Annotated in this window: 20 protein-coding genes and 1 tRNA gene; 12 read left to right on the top strand and 9 right to left on the bottom strand. The window is 71.1% G+C overall.

Annotation, left to right across the window (positions count from 1 at the left end):
* Positions 1–4 precede the first annotated feature (4 nt).
* The gene (locus V6V47_RS03275) at positions 5–1372 is read left to right on the top strand and encodes a sensor histidine kinase (RefSeq protein ID WP_334626510.1); all 1368 of its coding nucleotides are present in this window, start codon (positions 5–7) and stop codon (positions 1370–1372) included.
* 260 nt (positions 1373–1632) lie between these two features.
* Here the strand turns inward: V6V47_RS03275 and V6V47_RS03270 are convergent, their stop codons facing one another.
* Both V6V47_RS03270 and V6V47_RS03265 read right to left on the bottom strand, forming a co-directional pair.
* Entirely contained in the window at positions 1633–3291 is a 1659-nt protein-coding gene (locus tag V6V47_RS03270; RefSeq protein ID WP_334626442.1) for a tetratricopeptide repeat protein, read from the bottom strand.
* A 57-nt stretch (positions 3292–3348) separates the two neighbouring features.
* Complete coding sequence (locus tag V6V47_RS03265; protein WP_334626509.1) at positions 3349–3810, bottom strand: MarR family winged helix-turn-helix transcriptional regulator; 462 nt, start codon at positions 3808–3810, stop codon at positions 3349–3351.
* Between the two features lie 49 nt (positions 3811–3859).
* Here V6V47_RS03265 and V6V47_RS03260 point away from each other — a divergent pair, with 49 nt between their 5' ends.
* Positions 3860–4381, top strand: a complete 522-nt coding sequence (locus tag V6V47_RS03260; RefSeq protein ID WP_334626441.1) for a VOC family protein — start codon at positions 3860–3862, stop codon at positions 4379–4381.
* Positions 4382–4405: 24 nt separating this feature from the next.
* The gene (locus V6V47_RS03255) at positions 4406–5296 is read left to right on the top strand and encodes a hypothetical protein (protein WP_334626440.1); all 891 of its coding nucleotides are present in this window, start codon (positions 4406–4408) and stop codon (positions 5294–5296) included.
* 70 nt (positions 5297–5366) lie between these two features.
* Here V6V47_RS03255 and V6V47_RS03250 read toward each other — a convergent pair whose 3' ends face one another.
* Positions 5367–5546, bottom strand: a complete 180-nt coding sequence (locus V6V47_RS03250; RefSeq protein WP_334626439.1) for a DUF4236 domain-containing protein — start codon at positions 5544–5546, stop codon at positions 5367–5369.
* Between the two features lie 342 nt (positions 5547–5888).
* Between V6V47_RS03250 and V6V47_RS03245 the strand changes: the two genes are divergently transcribed.
* Positions 5889–6458: a flavin reductase family protein gene (locus V6V47_RS03245; protein WP_334626438.1), complete on the top strand. Its 570-nt coding sequence runs from the start codon at positions 5889–5891 to the stop codon at positions 6456–6458.
* The gene (locus tag V6V47_RS03240) at positions 6455–7066 is read left to right on the top strand and encodes a malonic semialdehyde reductase (protein WP_334626437.1); all 612 of its coding nucleotides are present in this window, start codon (positions 6455–6457) and stop codon (positions 7064–7066) included. The genes V6V47_RS03245 and V6V47_RS03240 overlap by 4 nt, the downstream gene beginning before the upstream one ends.
* 12 nt (positions 7067–7078) lie before the next feature.
* On the opposite strand, the gene V6V47_RS03235 is transcribed toward V6V47_RS03240, so the two are convergent.
* Both V6V47_RS03235 and V6V47_RS03230 read right to left on the bottom strand, forming a co-directional pair.
* Positions 7079–7534: an RrF2 family transcriptional regulator gene (locus V6V47_RS03235; RefSeq protein ID WP_334626436.1), complete on the bottom strand. Its 456-nt coding sequence runs from the start codon at positions 7532–7534 to the stop codon at positions 7079–7081.
* Between the two features lie 7 nt (positions 7535–7541).
* Positions 7542–8534: a helix-turn-helix domain-containing protein gene (locus V6V47_RS03230; RefSeq protein WP_334626435.1), complete on the bottom strand. Its 993-nt coding sequence runs from the start codon at positions 8532–8534 to the stop codon at positions 7542–7544.
* A gap of 216 nt (positions 8535–8750) precedes the next feature.
* On the opposite strand from V6V47_RS03230, the gene V6V47_RS03225 reads away from it, so the two are divergent.
* Positions 8751–9527 carry a glucose 1-dehydrogenase gene (locus V6V47_RS03225; protein WP_334626434.1) on the top strand — a complete coding sequence of 259 codons (777 nt, stop codon included), beginning with the start codon at positions 8751–8753 and terminating at the stop codon, positions 9525–9527.
* Positions 9528–9643: 116 nt separating this feature from the next.
* On the opposite strand, the gene V6V47_RS03220 is transcribed toward V6V47_RS03225, so the two are convergent.
* Entirely contained in the window at positions 9644–10075 is a 432-nt protein-coding gene (locus V6V47_RS03220; RefSeq protein ID WP_007457244.1) for an SsgA family sporulation/cell division regulator, read from the bottom strand.
* 273 nt (positions 10076–10348) lie between these two features.
* Here V6V47_RS03220 and V6V47_RS03215 point away from each other — a divergent pair, with 273 nt between their 5' ends.
* Both V6V47_RS03215 and V6V47_RS03210 read left to right on the top strand, forming a co-directional pair.
* A complete protein-coding gene (locus V6V47_RS03215) occupies positions 10349–10927 on the top strand; it encodes a TIGR02611 family protein (protein ID WP_334626433.1) in 579 nt (192 codons plus the stop codon).
* 50 nt (positions 10928–10977) lie between these two features.
* Positions 10978–11049: transfer RNA gene (locus V6V47_RS03210), tRNA-Val, on the top strand.
* A gap of 158 nt (positions 11050–11207) precedes the next feature.
* On the opposite strand, the gene V6V47_RS03205 is transcribed toward V6V47_RS03210, so the two are convergent.
* Positions 11208–11570 (bottom strand): hypothetical protein, encoded by a 363-nt coding sequence (locus V6V47_RS03205; protein WP_334626432.1) that lies wholly within the window; start codon positions 11568–11570, stop codon positions 11208–11210.
* A gap of 213 nt (positions 11571–11783) precedes the next feature.
* Positions 11784–12827 carry a hypothetical protein gene (locus V6V47_RS03200; RefSeq protein ID WP_334626431.1) on the bottom strand — a complete coding sequence of 348 codons (1044 nt, stop codon included), beginning with the start codon at positions 12825–12827 and terminating at the stop codon, positions 11784–11786.
* Between the two features lie 92 nt (positions 12828–12919).
* On the opposite strand from V6V47_RS03200, the gene V6V47_RS03195 reads away from it, so the two are divergent.
* The 4 genes from V6V47_RS03195 to V6V47_RS03180 all read left to right on the top strand — a co-directional run bounded on the left by V6V47_RS03195 (position 12920) and on the right by V6V47_RS03180 (position 18762).
* On the top strand, positions 12920–13561 hold the full coding sequence (locus tag V6V47_RS03195) for a TetR/AcrR family transcriptional regulator (RefSeq protein WP_334626430.1): 642 nt from the start codon (positions 12920–12922) through the stop codon (positions 13559–13561).
* A gap of 535 nt (positions 13562–14096) precedes the next feature.
* The gene (locus V6V47_RS03190) at positions 14097–14459 is read left to right on the top strand and encodes a hypothetical protein (protein WP_334626429.1); all 363 of its coding nucleotides are present in this window, start codon (positions 14097–14099) and stop codon (positions 14457–14459) included.
* Between the two features lie 157 nt (positions 14460–14616).
* Complete coding sequence (locus V6V47_RS03185) at positions 14617–15231, top strand: DUF4240 domain-containing protein (protein WP_334626428.1); 615 nt, start codon at positions 14617–14619, stop codon at positions 15229–15231.
* A gap of 165 nt (positions 15232–15396) precedes the next feature.
* Complete coding sequence (locus V6V47_RS03180; protein ID WP_334626427.1) at positions 15397–18762, top strand: S8 family peptidase; 3366 nt, start codon at positions 15397–15399, stop codon at positions 18760–18762.
* Positions 18763–18929: 167 nt separating this feature from the next.
* On the opposite strand, the gene V6V47_RS03175 is transcribed toward V6V47_RS03180, so the two are convergent.
* Positions 18930–19793, bottom strand: coding sequence for an NmrA/HSCARG family protein (locus V6V47_RS03175; protein WP_334626426.1), 864 nt, complete (start codon positions 19791–19793; stop codon positions 18930–18932).
* Positions 19794–19859 lie beyond the last annotated feature (66 nt).

Genomic DNA, 19859 nt, shown 5'->3' with positions numbered 1-19859 from the left:
GCTCATGGCGATCGGTGTGTTCGGAGTCACCATCGGGCTGGCCCTCGGCGGTGTCGTGCTGCTCGGCGCGCTCGGTTTCGTGCTCCAGCGCACCGTGGACACCGAGGCGTTCCGGACCGCCGACGCGGTCGCCCTGCTGGCCGCCGAGGACGCGTTGCCCGATCCGCTGCCGGTGGCCGGCGGGCAGGTCCGCGTCCAGGTGGTCGACGCGCAGGGGCGGATCCGTGCGGCCTCGATCGACGCGGACCGGCTGGTGCCGATGGTCCGCCCGGAGCGGCTCGATCCCCACGCTCGGCAGCGGCTGGAGGTGCCGGCGGAGCGGGTCGGGCTCACCGGTCCCGTCCGGGTGGTCACCGTGCCCGCGGGCACCGCGGCCGACCCGTTGACCGTGCTGGTCGCCCGCTCGATGGCCGATGTACGGCACAGCACGCACGTGGTCCGGGGCATCCTGCTGGTGGCGTTCCCGCTGCTGGTGGCGGCGCTGGCCGGGGTGGCCTGGCGGGTGGTGGGCGCGACCCTCCGGCCGGTGGAGGCGCTGCGCCGGGGTGCCGAGGAGATCACCGGGCGAGCAGGGGGCGGCCGACTGCCGGTGCCCGCCTCGGCTGACGAGATCCACCGGTTGGCGGTGACGCTCAACGGGATGCTGGACCGGCTGGAGTCGGGTCGGCTCCGGCAGCGAGCGTTCGTCTCCGACGCCGCGCACGAACTGCGCAGCCCGCTGACCAACATCCGGACCGAGCTGGAGGTGGCTCAGCGCCTCGCCGACCGGACGGACTGGACGGCGGTGACCGCCAATCTGCTCGCCGACACCGACCGGCTGAGCCGGCTGATCGACGACCTGCTCCTGCTGGCCCGGATGGACGAGACACCGCCGACGCGGGGCACCGGGCCGGTGGAGCTGGCCGCGCTGCTGACCGAGGTCGCCGCGCGGTACCCGTCTCCGCCGGTCCGGGTGCTGCTGCCTCCGGGCCCCCTGTGGACGGCCGGGAACGCCGACGAACTGCGCCGGGTGCTGACCAACCTGGTCGACAACGCGGTCCGGCACGCGGAGAGCAGCGTCGTGCTGGCGGCAGCCGGGGGAGCGGCCCGCTCGGCGGCGTACCACCTGGTCACGGTGACCGACGACGGCCCGGGGGTCCCGGTCGAGGATCGGGACCGGGTCTTCGACCGGTTCACCAGGTTGGACGACGCGCGGGCCCGGGACGCCGGCGGGGCCGGCCTGGGCCTGGCGATCGTGCGCGAGCTGGTCCGTCGGGCCGGCGGCAGCGTCACCCTGACCGACGCCGCCGACCAGCGGGGCCTACGGGTCGATCTGCTGCTGCCGGCGTTGCCGACCGACGACGACCTCGAGCCTGCACCCGACGCACCGTGACGATCGGCCGACCCCCGCCCACCTGGCACCGGCCCTTTGCTCTGCTTCAACGGACGCAACAGTTACGGATCGTCGCCCCGGCCGACCAGAGGGCGAACCGGCCGCCACGCATCTTCCCTGTTCACGCGTGGCGTTGCGTGGAGTTAAGCAGAGCAAAGGGCGCCTCGGGGCAATTCAGGGGTGGGTACCCGTGACCCTGTGTCACCGAGCGTGTGGTCGGCGCGGGGGGTTACGTTCGGTGCGGGTCGGCACGTGCTCGCTCAGCGGCGACGGGTGCACACCTGCTCGGAGCTGGCCACCGTGTCCGTGGACCAGACGACGGCCACCGTGAAGCAGTAGTCGTTGGTGCGGTTCAGCGCGTAGATGATGTAGCTGCTGGTGCCCGCGGGCAGCGTGGCGAAGACGTTACGGTCCTGGCCGACGCGGCCGCCGGCGACCACGACCGGCCCCTCGCCGCCGGCGGGGTAGGTCCAGCGCAGCGTGATGCTGTCCCGGGTGTCGCGCAGGCTCACCGCGCTCGGCGGGCTGCCGAGCGGGGCCACGGCGGCGGGCGAGGTGGGCGCCGCGCCGGCCGGGGCGGACCCGCTGGTCGTCGGCGAGGCGGTGGGGGAGCCGGTGGCCGGCGGCGGGGCGGGATCGTCGTCGCCGTCGACGCGGGACACCCCGGCGATCACCGCGGCGGCGCCGAGCAGCACCACGACCACCCCGCCCACCAGCACCGGTACCAGCCGGTTGCGCGGCGAGGGCGGTGCGCGGTGCACCGGCACCGGCAACAGCCGGGACGGCTGGTACGGCACCAGCGGCCCGGCCGGTCGGTGCATCCGGTACACGCCGGCGGACTCCTCCGGGCCCCGGCCGGCCAGACCCACCACCGACGGTGGCACCGGCGTGTCGGTCGGGTGCGGCGAGTGAGCTGCCGTCGCCGGGTCGGCCGGTGCCAACGGGTCGGCCGGTGCAGCCGGGTACGCCGACGCTGCCGGTGTCACCGGGTGGGCGGGCGGTGGGGTCTCGGTCGCTGCCGGATCGGCGGGCCACCACGAGTCGTCCGGCTCGTCCGGCTCGTCCGGTTCGTCCGCCGGCTGGCGGGGGTTGGGCACCGCTGCGGCAGCGTAGGCGTGCGGGGGTGCCGACGGGTGGTAGCCGGACTCGACCGGCCCGTCCCCGTACGACGGGGTGCGGGCTGCCGGCACCACCGGCGTGTCCCCGGGAGTGGGCGGGCCGTCGGCGCAGACGTGATCGGGGTTGGCGGCCGCGCGGGCCAGCGCCGCCACCTGCGCGGCCAGCGGATCGTCGGCGGGCAGGTGCTGCCGGCACAGTTCGCGCGCCAGCGCCAGGTTGTCGTGTGCCTCGGCGAACAGCCCGCAGTCGCGTTGCATCGCGCCGAGTCGGGCCAGCATCTTGATGCCGCTCGGATGGCCATCGCCGTACACCTCGCGGTGCAGCTCCCACGCGTCCTGCAGTCGGTCGCGGGCCACCGTGCACTGGCCGCGGGCGTACTCGACGGTGGCCAGGTCGGCGTGCGCGGCGAGCACCCGCAGCGACTCGGGCCCGTCCTGCGCGGTCAGCTCGATGATGACTTCCTGATAGAGCCGGGCGGCCCGCGCGTGGCTGCCGACCCGGTGCAGCACCGCGGCCAGGGTCGCGGCGGCGGCCACCGTACGCGGGTCGGCGCGGCCGTGCAGTCGGGTGGTTGCCGCGTACGCGAAGGCGGCCCAGCCCCGGGCCGAGTGTGGCTCGCCGAGGGCGACCAGGACCCGCGCCTGGAGGCTGGCGGCCTCGGCCAGCTCCGCGGTGGCGTTGGCCGGACGGGGGTCGGCGTCGGTGAGCGCGTCGGAGAGCAGCCGCTGGGCACCAGCAAGATCGCCGGCGGACACCAGATGGTGCGCCTGATCAGTCAGTTCACCGAAACCGGAGGACACGCCCCATCGTGCTCATCCGACGACGGTAAGTACAAGACCCGCGCCGGTGTCGATTGGTCAAGAACCGGTCAGGTGCTCGGACAGTGTCTCGCTGATCCGACGTAGCTGGTCGACCTGTGCGGGGCTCAACGCGTCGAACAGGTGTTGGCGTACCCCCTCGACATGGCCGGGCGCAGCGGCGGCGAGGGTGGCGAAACCAGCGTCGGTGAGCAGCGCGATCTGCCCGCGCCGGTCGGTCGGGCATTCCTCGCGCCGCACCCAGCCGGCTGCCTCCAGCCGAGCCACAGCGTGCGAGAGGCGGCTTCGCGACGAGCCGGCCGCGTCGGCCAGGTCACTCATCCGTAGTCGCCGCCCCGGGGCCTCGGAGAGCCGGACCAGGATCTCGTAGTAGGCGTGCGGCATCCCCGCGTCGCGTTGCAGCTCGCGGTCGAGCGTGTCCATCAGGGCCCGGGAGGCGGTCAGGAACGCCCGCCAGGTGCGCTGCTCGTCGGAGTCCAGCCAGCGGGTCATGGCCGCCATCATACCCGCAATGGTTGAACGCTCAACTAAATCGGGATAGTCTGTGGACATGGGTATCCACCGGCTCAACCACGCGGTCCTCTACGTCAGTGACCTCGCCCGCAGTGTCGCCTTCTACAGTGACGTGCTGGGCTTCCGCCCGGTGGCGATGACTCCGGACGGTTTCCGGGGTGCCACCTTCCTCCAGGCCCCCGACTCCACCAACGACCATGACCTCGGCCTGTTCGAGATCGGCGCCGGGGCCGGGCGGTCCACGGCCGGCCGGGCCACCGTCGGTCTGTACCACCTCGCCTGGGAGGTGGACACCCTCGACGAGCTGGCCGCCACCGCCGAGCGTCTCACCGTCGCCGGTGCGCTGGTCGGCACCTCCGACCACGGCACCACCAAGAGCCTCTACGGACAGGATCCGGACGGCCTGGAGTTCGAGGTGGTCTGGCTGGTCCCGGCCGACCGGCTCGACGACGCCGCGCTGGCCGCCCGCAAGCGGATCGGCCGGCTGGACCTGGCCGCCGAGCGGCAGCGCTACGGCGGGCAGACCCGGGGCGGGGTGGGGATCTCCGTCCCAGCCTGACCGCCCGTACGGTAGAACGGACCGATGCCGATCGACCGGACCACCGACATCCTCCGCGAGCTGCTGGTCCGCCAGTTGACGACCTGGCTGCCCGCGGCCCTGCAACGTTCTCGACGGGCCACCGTCGCCCTGGCCTTCGGCGGTGCCGACGCGGGCGGTGCGGAGGCCGCGCTGCGGGTGGTCGGCGCACACGCCGACCGGGCGCGCGGCCATCGGGTGACCGTGCTGGTGCTGGCCGACGGCGCGGCGGATCTGCCGACCCGGCTCGGCCCGGTCGAGGCCGAGCTGCCCGCCGAGGTGACCGTGCACGTCCTACCCGGTGCCGCGGACCGGCTGCCGATCGCGGTGAAGGCGGCCGGCGCGGCCGGTGCCCCGCTGTTCTGTTTCCTGGACCTGCCCGACGCGGTCGCCCTGGAGTTGCTCGCCGCCGCGAGCAACGGCCGGGCCGGTGAGCTGCTGCTACACGCCCGCACCAGTGCGCGCGACGCGCTGGTGGCCGCCGGGTTCCCGTTGGTGGCCGAGGTGGCGCCGGTCCTCGAGGATGACGCCGCGGCTGGCACCATCGCGTTCGGCAGCCGCTCGGACCGGAGCCTGGAGGCGGTCCGCGACGCGCTCTGGGCGGTCGGAGCGGACCTGGGCGTGCGATACCGCGACCCCGCCGACCCGGCAGGCGTACCGGTCGACGTGGCCGGCGACCCCGACCCGGAGCCGCTGGCCCGCGAGCTGCTGGCCGAGCTGCGTCGCAGTGGGCCGCGGCCGGTCACCGAGCTGCGTCGGCACACACTCACCGCGACCGTCTACCGGGCCGCTGACGCCACCCGGGCGCTCAGCGCTCTGCTCGACGCGGGCGACGTGAGCCGCGAACGCGAGGGCGGCCGGCTGGCCGGCGACGAGATCATCGCTGCCACGCGCTGAGCGCGGCCGGCCTGGGACGCCGAGCGGGGTGCCGGTGAATCACCGGCACCCCGCTCGACCCCCGGGGACGCTACGACCGGGACTTGTCCTGCTTCCAGGACAGCGGACCCGGCAGGTCGACCCGGTGCGCCTTGGCCTTGGAGTTCCAGGACCAACGCCCGATCTTGATGCTCCAGGAGGAGAAGCCGTTCTCGGTGAAGTTCAGGATCAGCGGACCGATCTTCTTACGCTTGCGAAACATGAGGCCCATCGGAGGACTCCCTTCCTCACCGTTCCCTGCCGTGTCGAGATCGAACATGCCCGACTTGGCGAGTTCTGAAACCCGTTCGGTGTCCGGCCTGGACGGTCGGCCGGCGCGCGCTGTCCAATCTCTATCCAACAGATAGGTGATACTCGTTCGGATTCGCTGCTCAGGTTGGCTGCTAGCGTGGTCAGACTTACAAATTCTCATCTTCTGGAAGACCGTTGACCGTCGATCCCATCGGCGGCAGCATGAGGTCATGTCGCAGCGGGACGTAGGCCACCACGAGGCCGCCTGGCGGCACCACCGCGAGCTGCTGACCCTGCTCGCCGCGTCGGCCCTGGTGCCGGCATGACCACCGTGGAGCGTCCGCGGATGGACGCCGCCGAGCTGCGGCCGGTGGACCGGGATCTGTTCCGCCGGCTGCTGCGCCGGCAGGCGACCAGCGTCACGGTGGTCACCGGGGTGGCCCGAGGCACCGCACCGGCCTGCCTCGACGGGGTCGGCCCGCCGATCCGGGCCGGGTTCACCGCCACCTCGTTCACGTCGGTCTCGCTGGACCCGCCGCTGGTCTCGTTCTGTCTCGGGACGGACTCGTCGAGCTGGCCGGTGCTCGCTCGCGCCGAGCACGTCGCGGTTCACCTGCTGGCCGCGGGGCAGCAGGATGCCGCGCGGATCTTCGCCACCAGCGGCATCGACCGGTTCGCCGCATTCCCGGACTGGACGGCGGGGCCATTCGGGGTGCCGTTGCTGCGTGGGGTGCTGGCCCGGCTGTTCTGCCGGGTGGTGCACCGGATCCCGGCCGGTGACCACACCGTGATGATCGCCGAGCCGCTGGCGTTGGGCGACGGCGGCGACGGTGCGCCGCTGGTGCACCACTGGGGCGACCACGCCAGCGCGGTCCTACCGGTGGTGACGTGAGCGCGCCTGCCGCCACCGACCTGCTCGCGCTGGACCGGGCCGCCCAGGACCTGCTGTTCCGGGCGGCCCGCACGGCCAACACGTTCACCGACGAGCCGGTCACCGACGCCCAGGTCGCGGCGATCCACGACCTGATCAGGTACGGGCCGACCGCGTGGAACGCGCAGCCGCTGCGGGTGCTGCTGCTGCGCTCCGCCGAGGCCCGGGCCCGGCTGCTCCCGTACGTCTCGAGGAGGAACCGGCCGAAGACGGCCAACGCGCCACTGGTGGCGGTGCTCGCCGCCGACGTGGACTTCCACGAACGGCTGCCTGAGCTGTACCCGCCCCAACCGCAGGCCCGAGCCTGGCTGACCGACCGGGCGGTCCGAGCCGAACAGGCCCGGTTCAGCGCGACGCTCCAGATCGGCTACCTGGTGGTGGGCGTACGCGCGGCGGGGCTGGCGGCCGGCCCGATGGCCGGGTTCGACCCTGCCGGCGTGACCCGGGAGTTCTTTCCCGATGGACGGCACGAGGCGCTGCTACTGATGATCATCGGCCATCCCGGCCTCGACGCCTGGCAGGAGCGGCTGCCCCGGCTCAGCACCGCGGAGGTGGTGCAGACCCTCTGACGCGGGCCGGGGTCAGCGCGGCTCCCAGGCGTCGGGGAGGGCGGTGAGCTTGCGGACGTGTGCGGGCAGCCGACCGCTGATGATCTCGGAGAGGCTCACCTCGTCGACCACCCGCCGGACCGAGGCGCGCACCGCCACCCACAGGCCGGGCAGATTCTCCGCCGCGCCCTCGTACCGGGTCTCCTCGGGACGCAGGCCGCGTACCCCGGCCAGCGGGCCCTCCACCGCGCGCAGCACCGCGCCGACGGTCACCTCGCGCGGCGGGCTGGCCAGCGTGTAGCCGCCCTCGGCGCCGCGCTGGGCACGGACGATGCCGGCCCGGCGCAGATCGGCCAGGACCGCCTCCAGGAACTTGCGGGGCAGGTCCTGCTCGCCGGCGATGGCCTGGGTGGACAGCAGCGAGGGGTACGCGGCTGCGAGGCTCAGCGCTGCCCGTACCGCGTAGTCGCCGCGCGCGGAGATCTGCACCCTGCCATCATGCCCGGCCCGTGCCGTCGACCGGGCCGGTGGGCGGACCGGGTCGGGTGGCGTGACCGACGTTGACCGATCCGGCGTGGCCACCCTGGCGGAATCGCCTGCTGTTGACGGTCGTCGCCTCGGCCGGCGGTCGGGGCCGGACCACCCGACCGGTGACCGGCTGGTCCCGGGCGGCCCGGAACGCGCCGGGGCTGACCCCGACCTCGCGGGTGAAGAAGCGCCCGAAGTTGGTGGGTTCGGTGAACCCGAGCCGGCCGCCGATCTGGGCGATCGGGTCGTCGGTCGCGGCGAGCAACCGCCCGGCCTGCAACGCGACCCGTTCGTCGATGACCTGCTTGGCGCTACGCCCGGTGACGGCCAGACAGGCCCGGGTCAGGGTCCGTACCGAGCAGCCGAGCCCGGCGGCGTAATCCTCCACCCGGCGGGTGTGCTGGTAACCCCGCTCCACCTCGCGACAGAACCGGTCGAACGTCTCCGCCTCGGGCGGGAGCGCCGGCTGGCCCGCGCCCGACAGGGCCAGCCGCAGCAGCAGCACGGCGAGCTGATGGCGGAGCAGGGCGTGGGCGGCGGGGCGGTCGCCGTGTCGCTGACAGTCCACTGCCAACTGGCTCACCTCGCTGATCACCGCGTCCTCGTCCTCGCCGGCCAGCTGTCGCCAGGTCGCGAGGGCGTCCGGGTCGACGTCGAGGCCGCGGAGCGCCGCCATCTCCCAGGCGACCACGGTGGCATCGAACTGCCGGCCGGCGCAGCGCAGCACCTGGCCGGCGCGGATCCGCAGCAGCGTGCCGGGGCGGCAGGGCAGCAGATGGAAATCCAACTCGGCGTCGCCGTGCCCACGGGTGGTGAGGATCAGCAACTCCCGCTCGACGAACACCGGTCGGTGCCAGCTCCGGTCGCGGGCCAGGTCGGCCAGCGCGAAGGTGGCTATCTCGCCAGGTGCGGGTGGCGCCGCGCTGATCGGTGCCGCGGGGGTGGGACCGGTGGAGACCATCGTCTGCGACGGTAGCCCGAACCGCAGGTCATCGCATCCCGACCGGCGGTGTCCGCCGGTCGGACCAACGATTTGGTACGCCGCCACGGGCTTGTCGTGATCACGGCGGGCGGGCTACCTTACCCGGCGGTAGCGTCGGCCGGCCGGTGGTCCGTTCGGCGCCCCGCCGGCCGCCCGCCGGACCGGCGGCCCCCGCCGACTCGCGATGGGATGGGCATGACGCAGCTGTTCTCGGTCGAAGGCAAGACGGTTCTGGTCACCGGCGGGTCGCGGGGGATCGGTCTGATGATCGCCCAGGGCTTCGTCCGGGCGGGGGCGCGCGTGATCATCTCGTCCCGTAAGGCGGACGTCTGCGAGGCGGTCGCCAAGGAACTCTCCGCCGAGGGTCGCTGCGAGGCGATCCCGGCCGACCTGAGCGACGATGCTGGCGCCGAGGCGCTGGCCAGCGCCGTGCGGGAACGCTTCCCCCGCCTCGACGTGCTGGTCAACAACGCGGGCGCCACCTGGGGTGCGCCGCTCGAGGAATATCCGGAGGCCGCGTTCGACAAGCTCTGGGCGGTCAACGTCAAGGCCGTCTTCCGGCTCACCACCGCCCTGCTGCCGGCGCTGCGCGCTGCCGCCACGGCCGACGACCCGGCCCGCGTGATCAACATCGGGTCCATCGACGGTGTCCGGGTGCCGTGGATGGAGGTGTACGCGTACTCGGCCACCAAGGCGGCCGTGCACATGCTCACCCGTAGCCTGGCCCATCAACTGGCCGGCGAGCAGATCACCGTCAACGCGATCGCACCCGGGCCGTTCGAGAGCAAGATGATGGCGTTCGCGCTGAACGACCCGACGAGCCGGGCCACCATCGAGCAGCAGGTCCCGCTGGGCCGGATCGGCCGCCCCGAAGACATGGCCGGAACGGCCATCTACCTCTCGTCGCGGGCCGGCGCCTACCTGACCGGCGCGGTCATTCCCGTAGACGGTGGTATCACCACCCACGGCTGAGCACCGCCCAGCCCGGGGCGGGCGGGCCCGCGTACCCCGTGGGTGTGGCAAGGCCGCGCGGACTCGGCAGATCCGCGCGGCCCTGTGCTGGCCGGTTTTGCCCGATCGGGCAGTGGTCAGCGACCGGCGAGCAGCCGGTTCACCGCTGTGTCGACGTCCAGGTGCTCGGCCTCACGACCGCGCGGGACGACGACGTAGGTCCGTCGAAGGAAACGCACCAGAACGCTGCGCGGCACCTCGAAGAGGGCGTTGCCGTCTGGTGACGAGAGGGCCAGCGCGACGAAGTCGCCGCGCGGGGTGGCCCAGGGCCAGACCCGAACGTCTCCGATGCCGGCCGGCTCGTCCAGGCCGGTGACCAGCAGCTCGCGGGCAAAGGACCAACTGACCGCCTCACCGCCGGCCGACTCGGCATGGAACAGGACATGGACCGCATACGGGTCAGCAGGGTCGTAACGCAGACTGGCACGCACCGGCAAGGCCGTGGCGTCAGGTGCGACGAGCCTTAGCGACGTCTCGACCTCTACGGTCGTCGGTCGAATGACACTCATGGACGTTCTCCCCCCGGCACCGCTGCGGAACGCGCGTGTCCCGCTTTTCCCATACTCAGGTGCTACTCCTGGCTACGCTCCGCCATACGCTGACTTCACCCAGTGGTGGGAAGGGGGTCGGAAGCGCCACTTGAATGTGAGGATTCAGGTAGGATTTCCGGTTCTGCCCAGTGCGTGATCCCGCCCGGTATCGGGTGGCTCAGTCGTCGACTTACTCCGGTAACGTCCAGTCGGCCGTTGCAGTGACGGGCCCGAGCGACACTGGGGGGTGAAATGGTCACGAAACGATCCTCATTGGATCAGTCCGCGACGCCCGGCCCGCCGCCGGTCGCGGCCCGATCAGCCGAAAAGCGGGGGTACGGAGCGCCGATGGAGCAGCCCGAGCGGCCTGTTCGGCCGACATCCGACGCCGGCCGTGTCAGTGGCAGCACTGCGGTGGTCGATCCGCCGCGACGGCCGCGCTGGCGCGAGCAGGTCTCCACCACCCTCGACCTGATCCGGGCCAACCCCACCGGGCGAATCGCCCTCAAGATCTTCATTGCGATCGCCGGGGCGGTCGTCGTGACCGTCGGCATCGCGCTCATTCCACTGCCCGGGCCGGGCTGGCTGCTGGTGATCGCCGGGCTGGGCATCTGGGCCGTCGAATACCACTGGGCGCGCCGGCTGCTCGGCTTCACCCGCCGACACGTGTACGGCTGGACCAACTGGGCCAAGCGGCAGTCGCTGCCGGTACGAATCGTGCTCGGTTCCGTCGGCCTGATCTTCGTGGCCGTGGTGGTCTGGCTGTCGCTCAAGTACAGCCTCGGCATCGATGTGGTGGCCAGGGTGATGCAGTACCTGGCGACGCACTGACCCCGGATTTCCGGTCCGGTTCCACGATCGGGTAGAGTTACCGGCGCTGAGGGCGATTAGCTCAGTGGGAGAGCGCTTCGTTCACACCGAAGAGGTCGCTGGTTCGATACCAGCATCGCCCACCCTTGGTTTGTGCAGGTCAAAAGCCCGTTACCGGAATAACCGGTAACGGGCTTCGCCGTATCGACCGGGCCGCGAAGATCGGACCACGTCGAGCCGTCGATCGACCGGGACCGGGTCGTTCGTCGCGAGTGCGAGCCCGGGTCCCGGCCGATTGGGATCAGCAGTTCTCGGTGGTGTACGGGATCCACGGGTTGAGGTACGCCCCGCTGATGAAGCCGGACCCACCGGTGCTGAAGCGCGCGTGCCACCAGATGGCGTTGCCGTTGACCGTGTCGCCGCGCGTGGCGCAGTCGAGGTACGCCGTCACGCCGCGATTCACCTGGCCATAGGCGGTGCAGGACGTGTGCGGCCCGGTGCGGTAACGGAGACCGTTTGCCGTCACCACGGCTGTGCGGCTGCTCCGGTCCGACCAGCCCTGCCCACAGGCCGCCGAAGCCGGTGTCGCGGGCACAACGTAGGTCACCGCCGCCGTGAGCAACGCGATACCTGCCAGCCGAGCACTCATTCGTCGCGTGGTCATCGGTCTCCCTCCACAAAGGTGACTTTCAATGCAGCGTATATCGATAGATGTGCTCGAACCTCTCGTTTCTCCTAGACGTCGGGCCGCTACGGACAGCGCCGGCTGGCCCTTGGAAAGGTTGGCGACCTTACGCAAGCTCGGAGAGTCGAGGCCTCGGGTCAGCTTGTTGGGTCGGCCACCGCATTCGCGGCGAGAGCGCCCGACGCGTGGCCGTCAGGCCGTCGCGTACGAGTTCGGCTCCGCCGGGGCGGCGTGGGCCGGCGTGGCGGTGGTGGCGCGGCGGGAGCGGTGGTGGCCGAGCAGGCTCAGTGCCGCCCCGACGACGAGCCAGGTGAGCAGGACAATGATCGGCTGAGCGTCGCCGTGGCCGCCGAAGTAGGCGGTGGAGCGCAACAGCTGCCCGCCGGCGCCGGGTGGCAGCAGTTGGCCGAGGGCGCCGGACCAGCCGGGCAGCATCTCCGGGGCGGTGGACGTGCCGGACAGCGGGTTGCCGATCAGCATCATGGTGGCCGAGCCGATGCCGAATCCGGCGTAGCCGAGCAGGGATTCCAGGCCCAGGATGAACAGCGAGGTGGCTGCGATGGTCAGGGCGATGGCGCCAGCGTTGGCGAGGTAGGTGCCGCCGAGGGAGCCGAGCCAGACCTGCAGGATCGCCGCCATGGCCAGGCCGCCGGTGCCGGCGAAGCCGAAGGCGCCGACGATGCGGCGGACCCGGCCGCGGACCAGGCGGGTGAGCAGCACGGCGGCGAGCATGCCGCCGAGGACCAGGGGCAGCGCGCCGGCGGCCAGGCCGGCGCCGCGTGGGTCGTCGACGGGCAGGGCCACGATGTCCTGGACGGCGACCGCCGGGGTGGCGCCCTGGGCCTGGGCCTGGGCGAGAGCGGTGCCGACGGCCTGCAATGTCTGCGCGACCGACGTGCTGCCGGCCGACGCGGTCAAGACTCGCGGGGTGCCGGTGCTGACGTCGATCGCCCCGTAGACGTCGCGGTCGCGGATCAGCTTCTCGGCGGCGGCCGTTCCGGTGACGCGGGTGATGTCGAAGGCGCTCGGCAGACGCTGTTCGAGGGCGGCGCTGATCTGGTCGGCGGTCGCCGCAGGTCCGGCCACAGCGATCGGCACGTCGTGGATCGACGAGCGTACGGCGGGCCAGGCAAAGGCGGTGAGCAGCACGCTGATGATGATCGTGAGCAGGGCGACGGCCTTGGCTACGGCCGGCCACGACGAGGGGACGGGGTGGGGCGGAGCAGGGCTGGCCATGGCGACTCCTCAAAAAGAACGGTTGTTCGTTTTACTTTGCCAGCCAGGTTAAACTCAATCAAGAACAACCGTTCGTCTTTAAGGTTCGTCACATGCCACGAGTCTCTGAGCAGTACCGGGCCACCCGCCGCGCCGAGATCGTCGCCGCGGCAGCGCGGTTGTTCGCCCGCAACGGCTTCCACGCCACGTCGATGGCCGACATCATCAGCGAAGCCGGGCTGTCGGCAGGTGCGGTCTACGGCTATTTCCGCAGCAAGGAAGACTTGATCGTGGCGGTCGCAGAGACCGCGCTGGGTGCCGCGGACGAGGCCTTCGCGGCTCTGCTCGCCGACGGGGCCGCCCCGTCCCCCGAGCAAGCGCTGGCCACGATGATCAAGGTGATCACCGGCCGGATCGCCAACGACCCGGCCACGGGCGTCGACATCAGCCGGATCGGGGTGCAGGTGTGGGCCGAAGCCTTGCGCAGCCCGCAACTCGCCGACCGTGCCGACGAGGTCTACCAGCGGCTGCGCGGGCACTTCGCCGAGGTCGCCCGCCGCTGGCAGGCGGCCGGGAAGCTGTCCGCCGACGCGGTCCCGGATGAGGTCGGCGCCGCGATGCTCGGCCTGGCACAGGGCTTCGTCCTGCAGCGCCTGCTGATCCACGGCACCCATCCTGATGCGTACCTGTCCGGGGTGCGGGCGCTGCTGTCGCCGAATGCTGCCGGCCTGCCGGACGGTGTCGCCCAGGTCTAGCGAGCAGCGGTGCCCTGAGCAACGGCTCGTCGTGGGAGGACCGGTTCGGATTGGTCGACGCGTTGCTCGCCGACCAGTGGCAGGCGGGGTCGCGTACCGCAGGATCATCCGGCGCGGCACCCGAACGCGCCGCGAAGCTGGTCCGCTTCGACCAGTCCCACCTCCATCGCGACGTCGTGGCGTTCACTCCATCTGCTGACCAACATCGAGCCAACATCCTCTTGCAAGACTGCGGGCAGCAGGGCCGACCGAACTCAACGAGACCAGAGCGCCCCGGTCAGCTACAGCGAAACGTCGGTGGAGGTCACCCAGAGGTCTGGCGATTTCTCGTTCTCGCGCCGCACCTCAGCCTCTGTGGGTTTCGCTCGATGCCGCGGCGCCTGGGCGCGTCGGATCTCAAATCCAGAATGGAGAAACTGCTGTGCGATCTATCCGACGGCGAGGGCTCTTCACCGTGGTTGTGGCAGTGATCCTGTCCATGGTGCTCCCGGCAAGCCTCGCCTCCGCATCACCCGCCGAGCCCGCACCGTCCGTGATGAAGAGCAAGCAGGCTGCGGAGGCGGAGCTGCTCCGTTTCGTGGCGCAGCGACCGCGCGCGTCCCTCGCGGCGGGCAACTACATCTACAACGAATGGGGCGGCGGTCTCGGCGTTATCCATGTCCGGGACGGTAAGTACACGCACGGCACTTACGATGCCGTCCTACCGTCCGGTCAGTGGTCCGACTGGTATTTCGGCTGGGCTAACACCGCTGGCTGGTACACCGGGGCCAACCACTGCACCGTCCAGTACCGCTCCGACGGCGGTGGCCCCTGGTACCGGCAGCTACCGGACCTCGGGCCAGGTCAACACTTCATCGGTCTGCAGACGAGCTACGCCGTAACCGTGTACGACTGCTAATCACATGACGCGGCAAGGGGAGATCCACCAAGAGTTGGGTCTCCCCTTGGGAAGGTGTTCCGGCCGGCCCGGCATCAGGCCTGCGAGATGTTCTGGACCGCGCTCATGGGCGGGTGTGACACCCACGCTGTCACACCGGTCCTGGACACTGGCGGCCGTGGACGTGGACGGGTTCTGGCAGGTTGTTGAGCGGGCACGAATGGCAGCAGGTCCAGCGGCAGACCGAGCCATCGAAGACAGTCAGCCGAGTGCGGTCGCTGAGGCGCTTGTGGCAGAGCTGAGCCATCGTGAGCTGCCGGAGATTGTCGCGTTCGACCGTCTGCTCGGTGACGTGCTCGACCAGGTCGACAACTGGGATACCTGCGCGGCGTGCTGGGTTATCGAGCACGGGTTCCTGTCCGACGACGGATTCTCCGACTTCCGGGCAGGGCTCGTCGGGCTCGGCAGAAGCACGTTCGAGGCAGTGGTCAGCCAAGCGGATTCACTCGCCGGGCACCCCGCTGTCCAAGAGATCAGCGCGTCGACCGGAGAAGTCCTCTGGATCGGCGATGCGGAGCTGCTCTTTGCGGCGCACAAGGCGTATGAGCGGCGGACAGGCGACCCGGACGCCTTCTGGAACGCCGCGTATCCCGAGGGGTCGGTGACTGCTGACCCGATCGTCGAGCCGTCGCTCGCTGACGACCATTGGGATCTTGACGATCGAGGCGAATGGCAACGCCGACTCCCCAGGCTCGCTGCTCTGTTCCTCGCCGACCGGCTCCCGCCGGAGTGACAGCCCAACCTCGGGCCCATGCCGTCGTGAGCATGGAGGTCCTGCCCTCGCGACCCTGCCGGCGTTTCTGCGCCATGGCGCAGAGACGCCACGGCCGAGCACTCGACATCCGCCGAACTTGATCAATGCTCCTTGCGTACAGCTCGTCGACGCGAAGGGGACACTGTGCCTTTACCACCGATTCGGCGGGGCTCCGGGCTGATCGCCCTCGGCACCGCGCTCACCCTGACGCTCGGCTTACCGCTGGCCAGCGCAAACGCCGCTGCTCCGACCCCCGGCCAACCCGCATCGGGCGGCGCGAAGCCGGCAACCACTCCCGGGGTCGCGTCCGCCCCCCGTTCGGTCACCCTGATCACCGGCGACACCGTCAAGGTCAGCACGGTGAACGGGCAGACGGCCGTCGAGGTGGTGCCCGGCAAGGGGCGGGAGAAGATCCCCTTCATCACGCACAGCGCCGGGAAGGACGTCACCGTCATTCCCTCCGACGCCGTCGGCCTGCTCAACCGGGGCAAGCTCGACGAGCGGCTCTTCGACGTCTCGACGCTGGTCGACTTCGGTTACGACGACGCGCGGACCACCCTGCCGCTCATCGTCCAGCACGGCGGCGCCGCCCCTGCCCGCCTCTCCGGCGCCCAGACCACCCGGGAGCTCTCCGGCGTGAGCGCCGTCGCGGAGAACCGTAAGGACGCGGTCTTGTTCTGGAACACCGTCACGTCGACCGCGAACGACGGCGCGCGGCAACTGCGGGCCGGCTTCGACAAGATCTGGCTCGACGGGCTGCGTCACCCCACCCTCGACGTCAGCGTCCCGCTGACCGGTGCGCCGCAGGCCTGGCAGGCCGGCTTCACGGGAACGGGGGTGAAGGTCGGCGTCATCGACACCGGCGTCGACCAGACCCACCCCGACCTGGCCGGGCAGGTCGTCGCGGCGGAGAACTTCACCGACGAGTCGGACGCCCTCGACCGGGTCGGGCACGGCACCCACGTCGCCTCCACCATCGCTGGCACCGCGGCCGCCTCGCAGGGCCGCTACAAGGGCATGGCGCCCGGCGCGAAGCTCTACAGCGCGAAGGTCTGCGTCGAGGCGGGCTGCCCGGAGTCGGCGATCCTGGCCGGCATGACCTGGGCGGCTGAGCAGGGCGTCAAGGTCGTCAACATGAGCCTCGGCGGCCCGGACAGCCCGGAGACCGACCCGATCGAAGCGGCCCTGGTCGACCTCACCCACCGTTACGGCGTGCTCTTCGTCGTCGCGGCGGGCAACGAGGGTATGGGCGGCGAATCCACGGTGGACTCGCCCGGCGGCATGACCGAGGCGCTGACCGTGGGCGCCGTGACCAAGACGGGTGAGCTGGCCGAGTTCTCCAGCCGGGGTCCGAGCGCGACCGGCGGCATCAAGCCGGACATCACCGCGCCCGGCGCCGGCATCGTCGCCGCCCGCAGCTCGGCCTCCGAGCTGTGGCCGATCGACGAGAACCCGCAGTACACCAGTATGTCGGGCACCTCGATGGCCACCCCGCACATGGCTGGCGCGGCGGCGATCCTGACCCAGCAGCACCCGGACTGGGCACCCGAGCGGATCAAGTCCACCCTGATGGCGGCCGCGCAGCCGAACGACGCCATCGGCGTCTACGAGCAGGGCGCGGGCTTCCTCGACGTCGCCCGGGCGATCAAGCAGACCGTCACGGCGAGCCCGGTCAGCGTCGCCTTCGAGCGGACCGCCGCCACGCAGAAGAGCATCATCACGTACGCGAACAGCGGCTCTTCGGCTCTGACCCTGGCGGTCTCCGTCGCCGCCAAGGACGCGGACGGTGCCCCGGCGCCGGCTGGCCTGTTCAGCCTCAGCGCGCCCTCGGTAACCGTTCCGGCGGGCGGCACGGCCACCGTGACCGTCAACGTGCAGGCCAGCACCAACCTGCCCGACCGCTACTTCGGCGGCGAGGTGACCGCCACCGGTGACGGCGTGCAGGTGCAGACCCCGGTCGCGCTCGACGTCGTACGCCATGAGCTGACCCTCAAGCTCGTCGGGCCGGACGGTGGAGCGCCCACGGCCGACCAGGGCTGGGTGACCGTCGTGACCGACCTGGACCGGCAGAGCGTTCTGGTCCTCGGCAGCCCCACGACCACCAAGTACCGGCTCCGCGCGGGTCGCTACCTGGTCCAGACCTACCTGGAGCGCGTCGACGGGGACGTCCCGCAGATCACGTCGCTGGTCCGTCCGAACCTCGACCTGACCAGGGACCAGGCGCTCACCATGGACGCCCGCCTGGCGAAGCCGATCGCGGTGTCGGTGCCGAATCCGAAGGCCACGGCCGTCTGGCAGGAATCCGGCTGGACGATCCGCACCGAGGAGCCGCAGATCTCGGGCAGCAACGACGCGTTCGGCGTGCTGATGAACATCCCCCTCCAGTACGTGCGGACCGCGCAGATCGGGGCCGGCAAGACGCCTGGTTTCGTCTCCTACGTGCACAGCATGTGGGGCCAGGTGTCCCCGGACAGCACCCTGCACAACAGCCCGTACGTCTACCGGGTCTACCTCTACGAGCCGCAGAAGATGATGACCGGGCTGACCCGCAAGCTGCGCTCGGGTGACTTCGCCACCGTCCGTTCACAGATCAGCGCGGACGTGGCCGGCGTGCCGGTGTCCCGGCTCGCGGTCGCGCACGCGCCCGGCAACTCGCCGGTCTACCGCGACGAGCGAAACATCCCGCCGAGCTTCACCTACGACGCGCCGAGCACCATCACGGAGTACTACAACCAGGACAAGCAGGCGGTCTGGCAGTCGACGTCAGCCCAGTCGAGGTACACGTACTACCAGTCGGACTGGACCAGCTACCGGCCCGGGCGCACGTACACGGTGAAGTGGGCCAACGGGGTGATCGGGCCGGTCTTCCCGGAGCCGAACTTCGGCCAGCAGTACGCCACCCGCTACTGGGGCGACACGATCGGCGGGCCGGGGCCCCTGCACGGCGACGGCGCCGGGCACATGGGCTTCCGGCAGGTTCGCAACGGCAGCGTGCAGGTCAACCTCTACCGCAACGGGGTCAAGATCGGCGACGCCGACCAGGCGCCCTGGTCGTGGGACGTGCCCGCGGAGGCGGGTGACTACCGGCTGGCCGCGACCTTCCGCAGCGACCCGGAGTTCACCCTCTCGACCGTGGTCGACGCGGAGTGGACCTTCAAATCCGGGCACGTCCGCGACGGCCAACTGGTGAAGCTGCCGCTGACGGCGATCCGGTACACGCCGGAACTGGACATGAACAACAAGGCGCCGGCCGGGCGGCTGTTCGCGATCCCGGTCTCGCTCGACCGTCAGGTCGGGGCGGCGCCCGGTCGGACCAAGTCCCTGACCGTCGAGGCGTCCTTCGACGACGGCAAGACCTGGCGGAAGCTGACCGTGCTGCGGGCCGGCGAGAAAGCGGTCGCCTGGGTGCGCAACCCGTCCGGCAGTGGCTTCGTCTCGCTGCGGGGTGCCGCGACCGACACCAGCGGTAACACGGTCAAGCAGACCATCATTCGCGCCTACCGTTACTGAGCATCGACCCGGATCGACCGGGCGTAGCTGAACCGAGCGAACACGGGAAGGGCGGGCACCGGGATCCGGTGCCCGCCCTTCCCGATGAGCTTCTGCCGAACAACGAAAGGGCGGAGAGCCCACACGCGGGTGCTCGCGTGTCGAACCCGGGCCGTCAGGCCAATTCGTCAACGACGCCCGGCGTCCTGCAGGTGGCCTTCCAGCAACGCCTTGCCCTTCCTCGACAGCCAGGCGTCGAGGTCCATCAGGCCGGGGTGGAGCGCTCGCAGGCCGGCGATGTCGGCCTGCCAGCCGTTCAACGACGTCTTGGGTGTGGATCCGCGGTCTTGATCCGCAACGGGCATGTCCAGGCCCGTCGCCCGGGCGATCGCCACGTTGATCTGATCCACTGTCAGTTCGTCGCCGGCAATTTCGAGCGCCTCGCCGAGGAACCGGTCCGGGACGGCGAAGGCCGTCGCGGCGAACGCGCCGATGTCGTCGAGTGCGATGAGCTGGACGGTCGCGTCGGCCGGAAGAGTAGGGAGAAGCGCGATCTCGCCGCGGATCCCGTAGGTCCGGTCGGCGAAGTTCTCCATGAACATGACCGGACGCAGCACCGTGGCCGGGACGTCCTTGGCTCGGATGTACTGCTCGATCTCCCACTTGATGTCCCAGTGGGGGATACCGGTGGCCCGGTCGGCGCTGGCCACCGAGGCGTAGACGAGATGCTGGACGCCTGCGGCCAGCGCGGCGTCGACGACGTTCCGCCCGCGTTCCCACTCGTTCTTGGCGAAGGCGGGGGGAATGTCGGCGGGTTGGACGCTGAAGACGCCGTGGACGCCGCGGACAGCGACGCCGACGCTGTCCCGGTCGTCCAGGTCCCCGACCACCAGCTCCACCCCCGCACTGGCGAGGCTGGTGGCCGCCGCGCTCCCTGGGTCCCGGACCAGCGCCCGGACGTGCCAACCACCGGCGAGAAGGTGCCGGGCCGTGGTGCCACCCTGTTGTCCGGTGGCACCCGTGACGAGGATGGTCCGAGCTGTCGTGGTCATGTGTGTGCTCCTTCGGTACGCGGGCGGCGCAGTGGCGGAGCACTGCTCCGCAACCTCCGTGAAGAA

The sequence above is a fragment of the Micromonospora sp. CPCC 205539 genome (assembly GCF_036906815.1).
Taxonomy (GTDB): domain Bacteria; phylum Actinomycetota; class Actinomycetes; order Mycobacteriales; family Micromonosporaceae; genus Micromonospora.
Note: the sequence above shows the minus strand (reverse complement) of the source record. Positions and strands in the feature narration are given on the sequence as shown.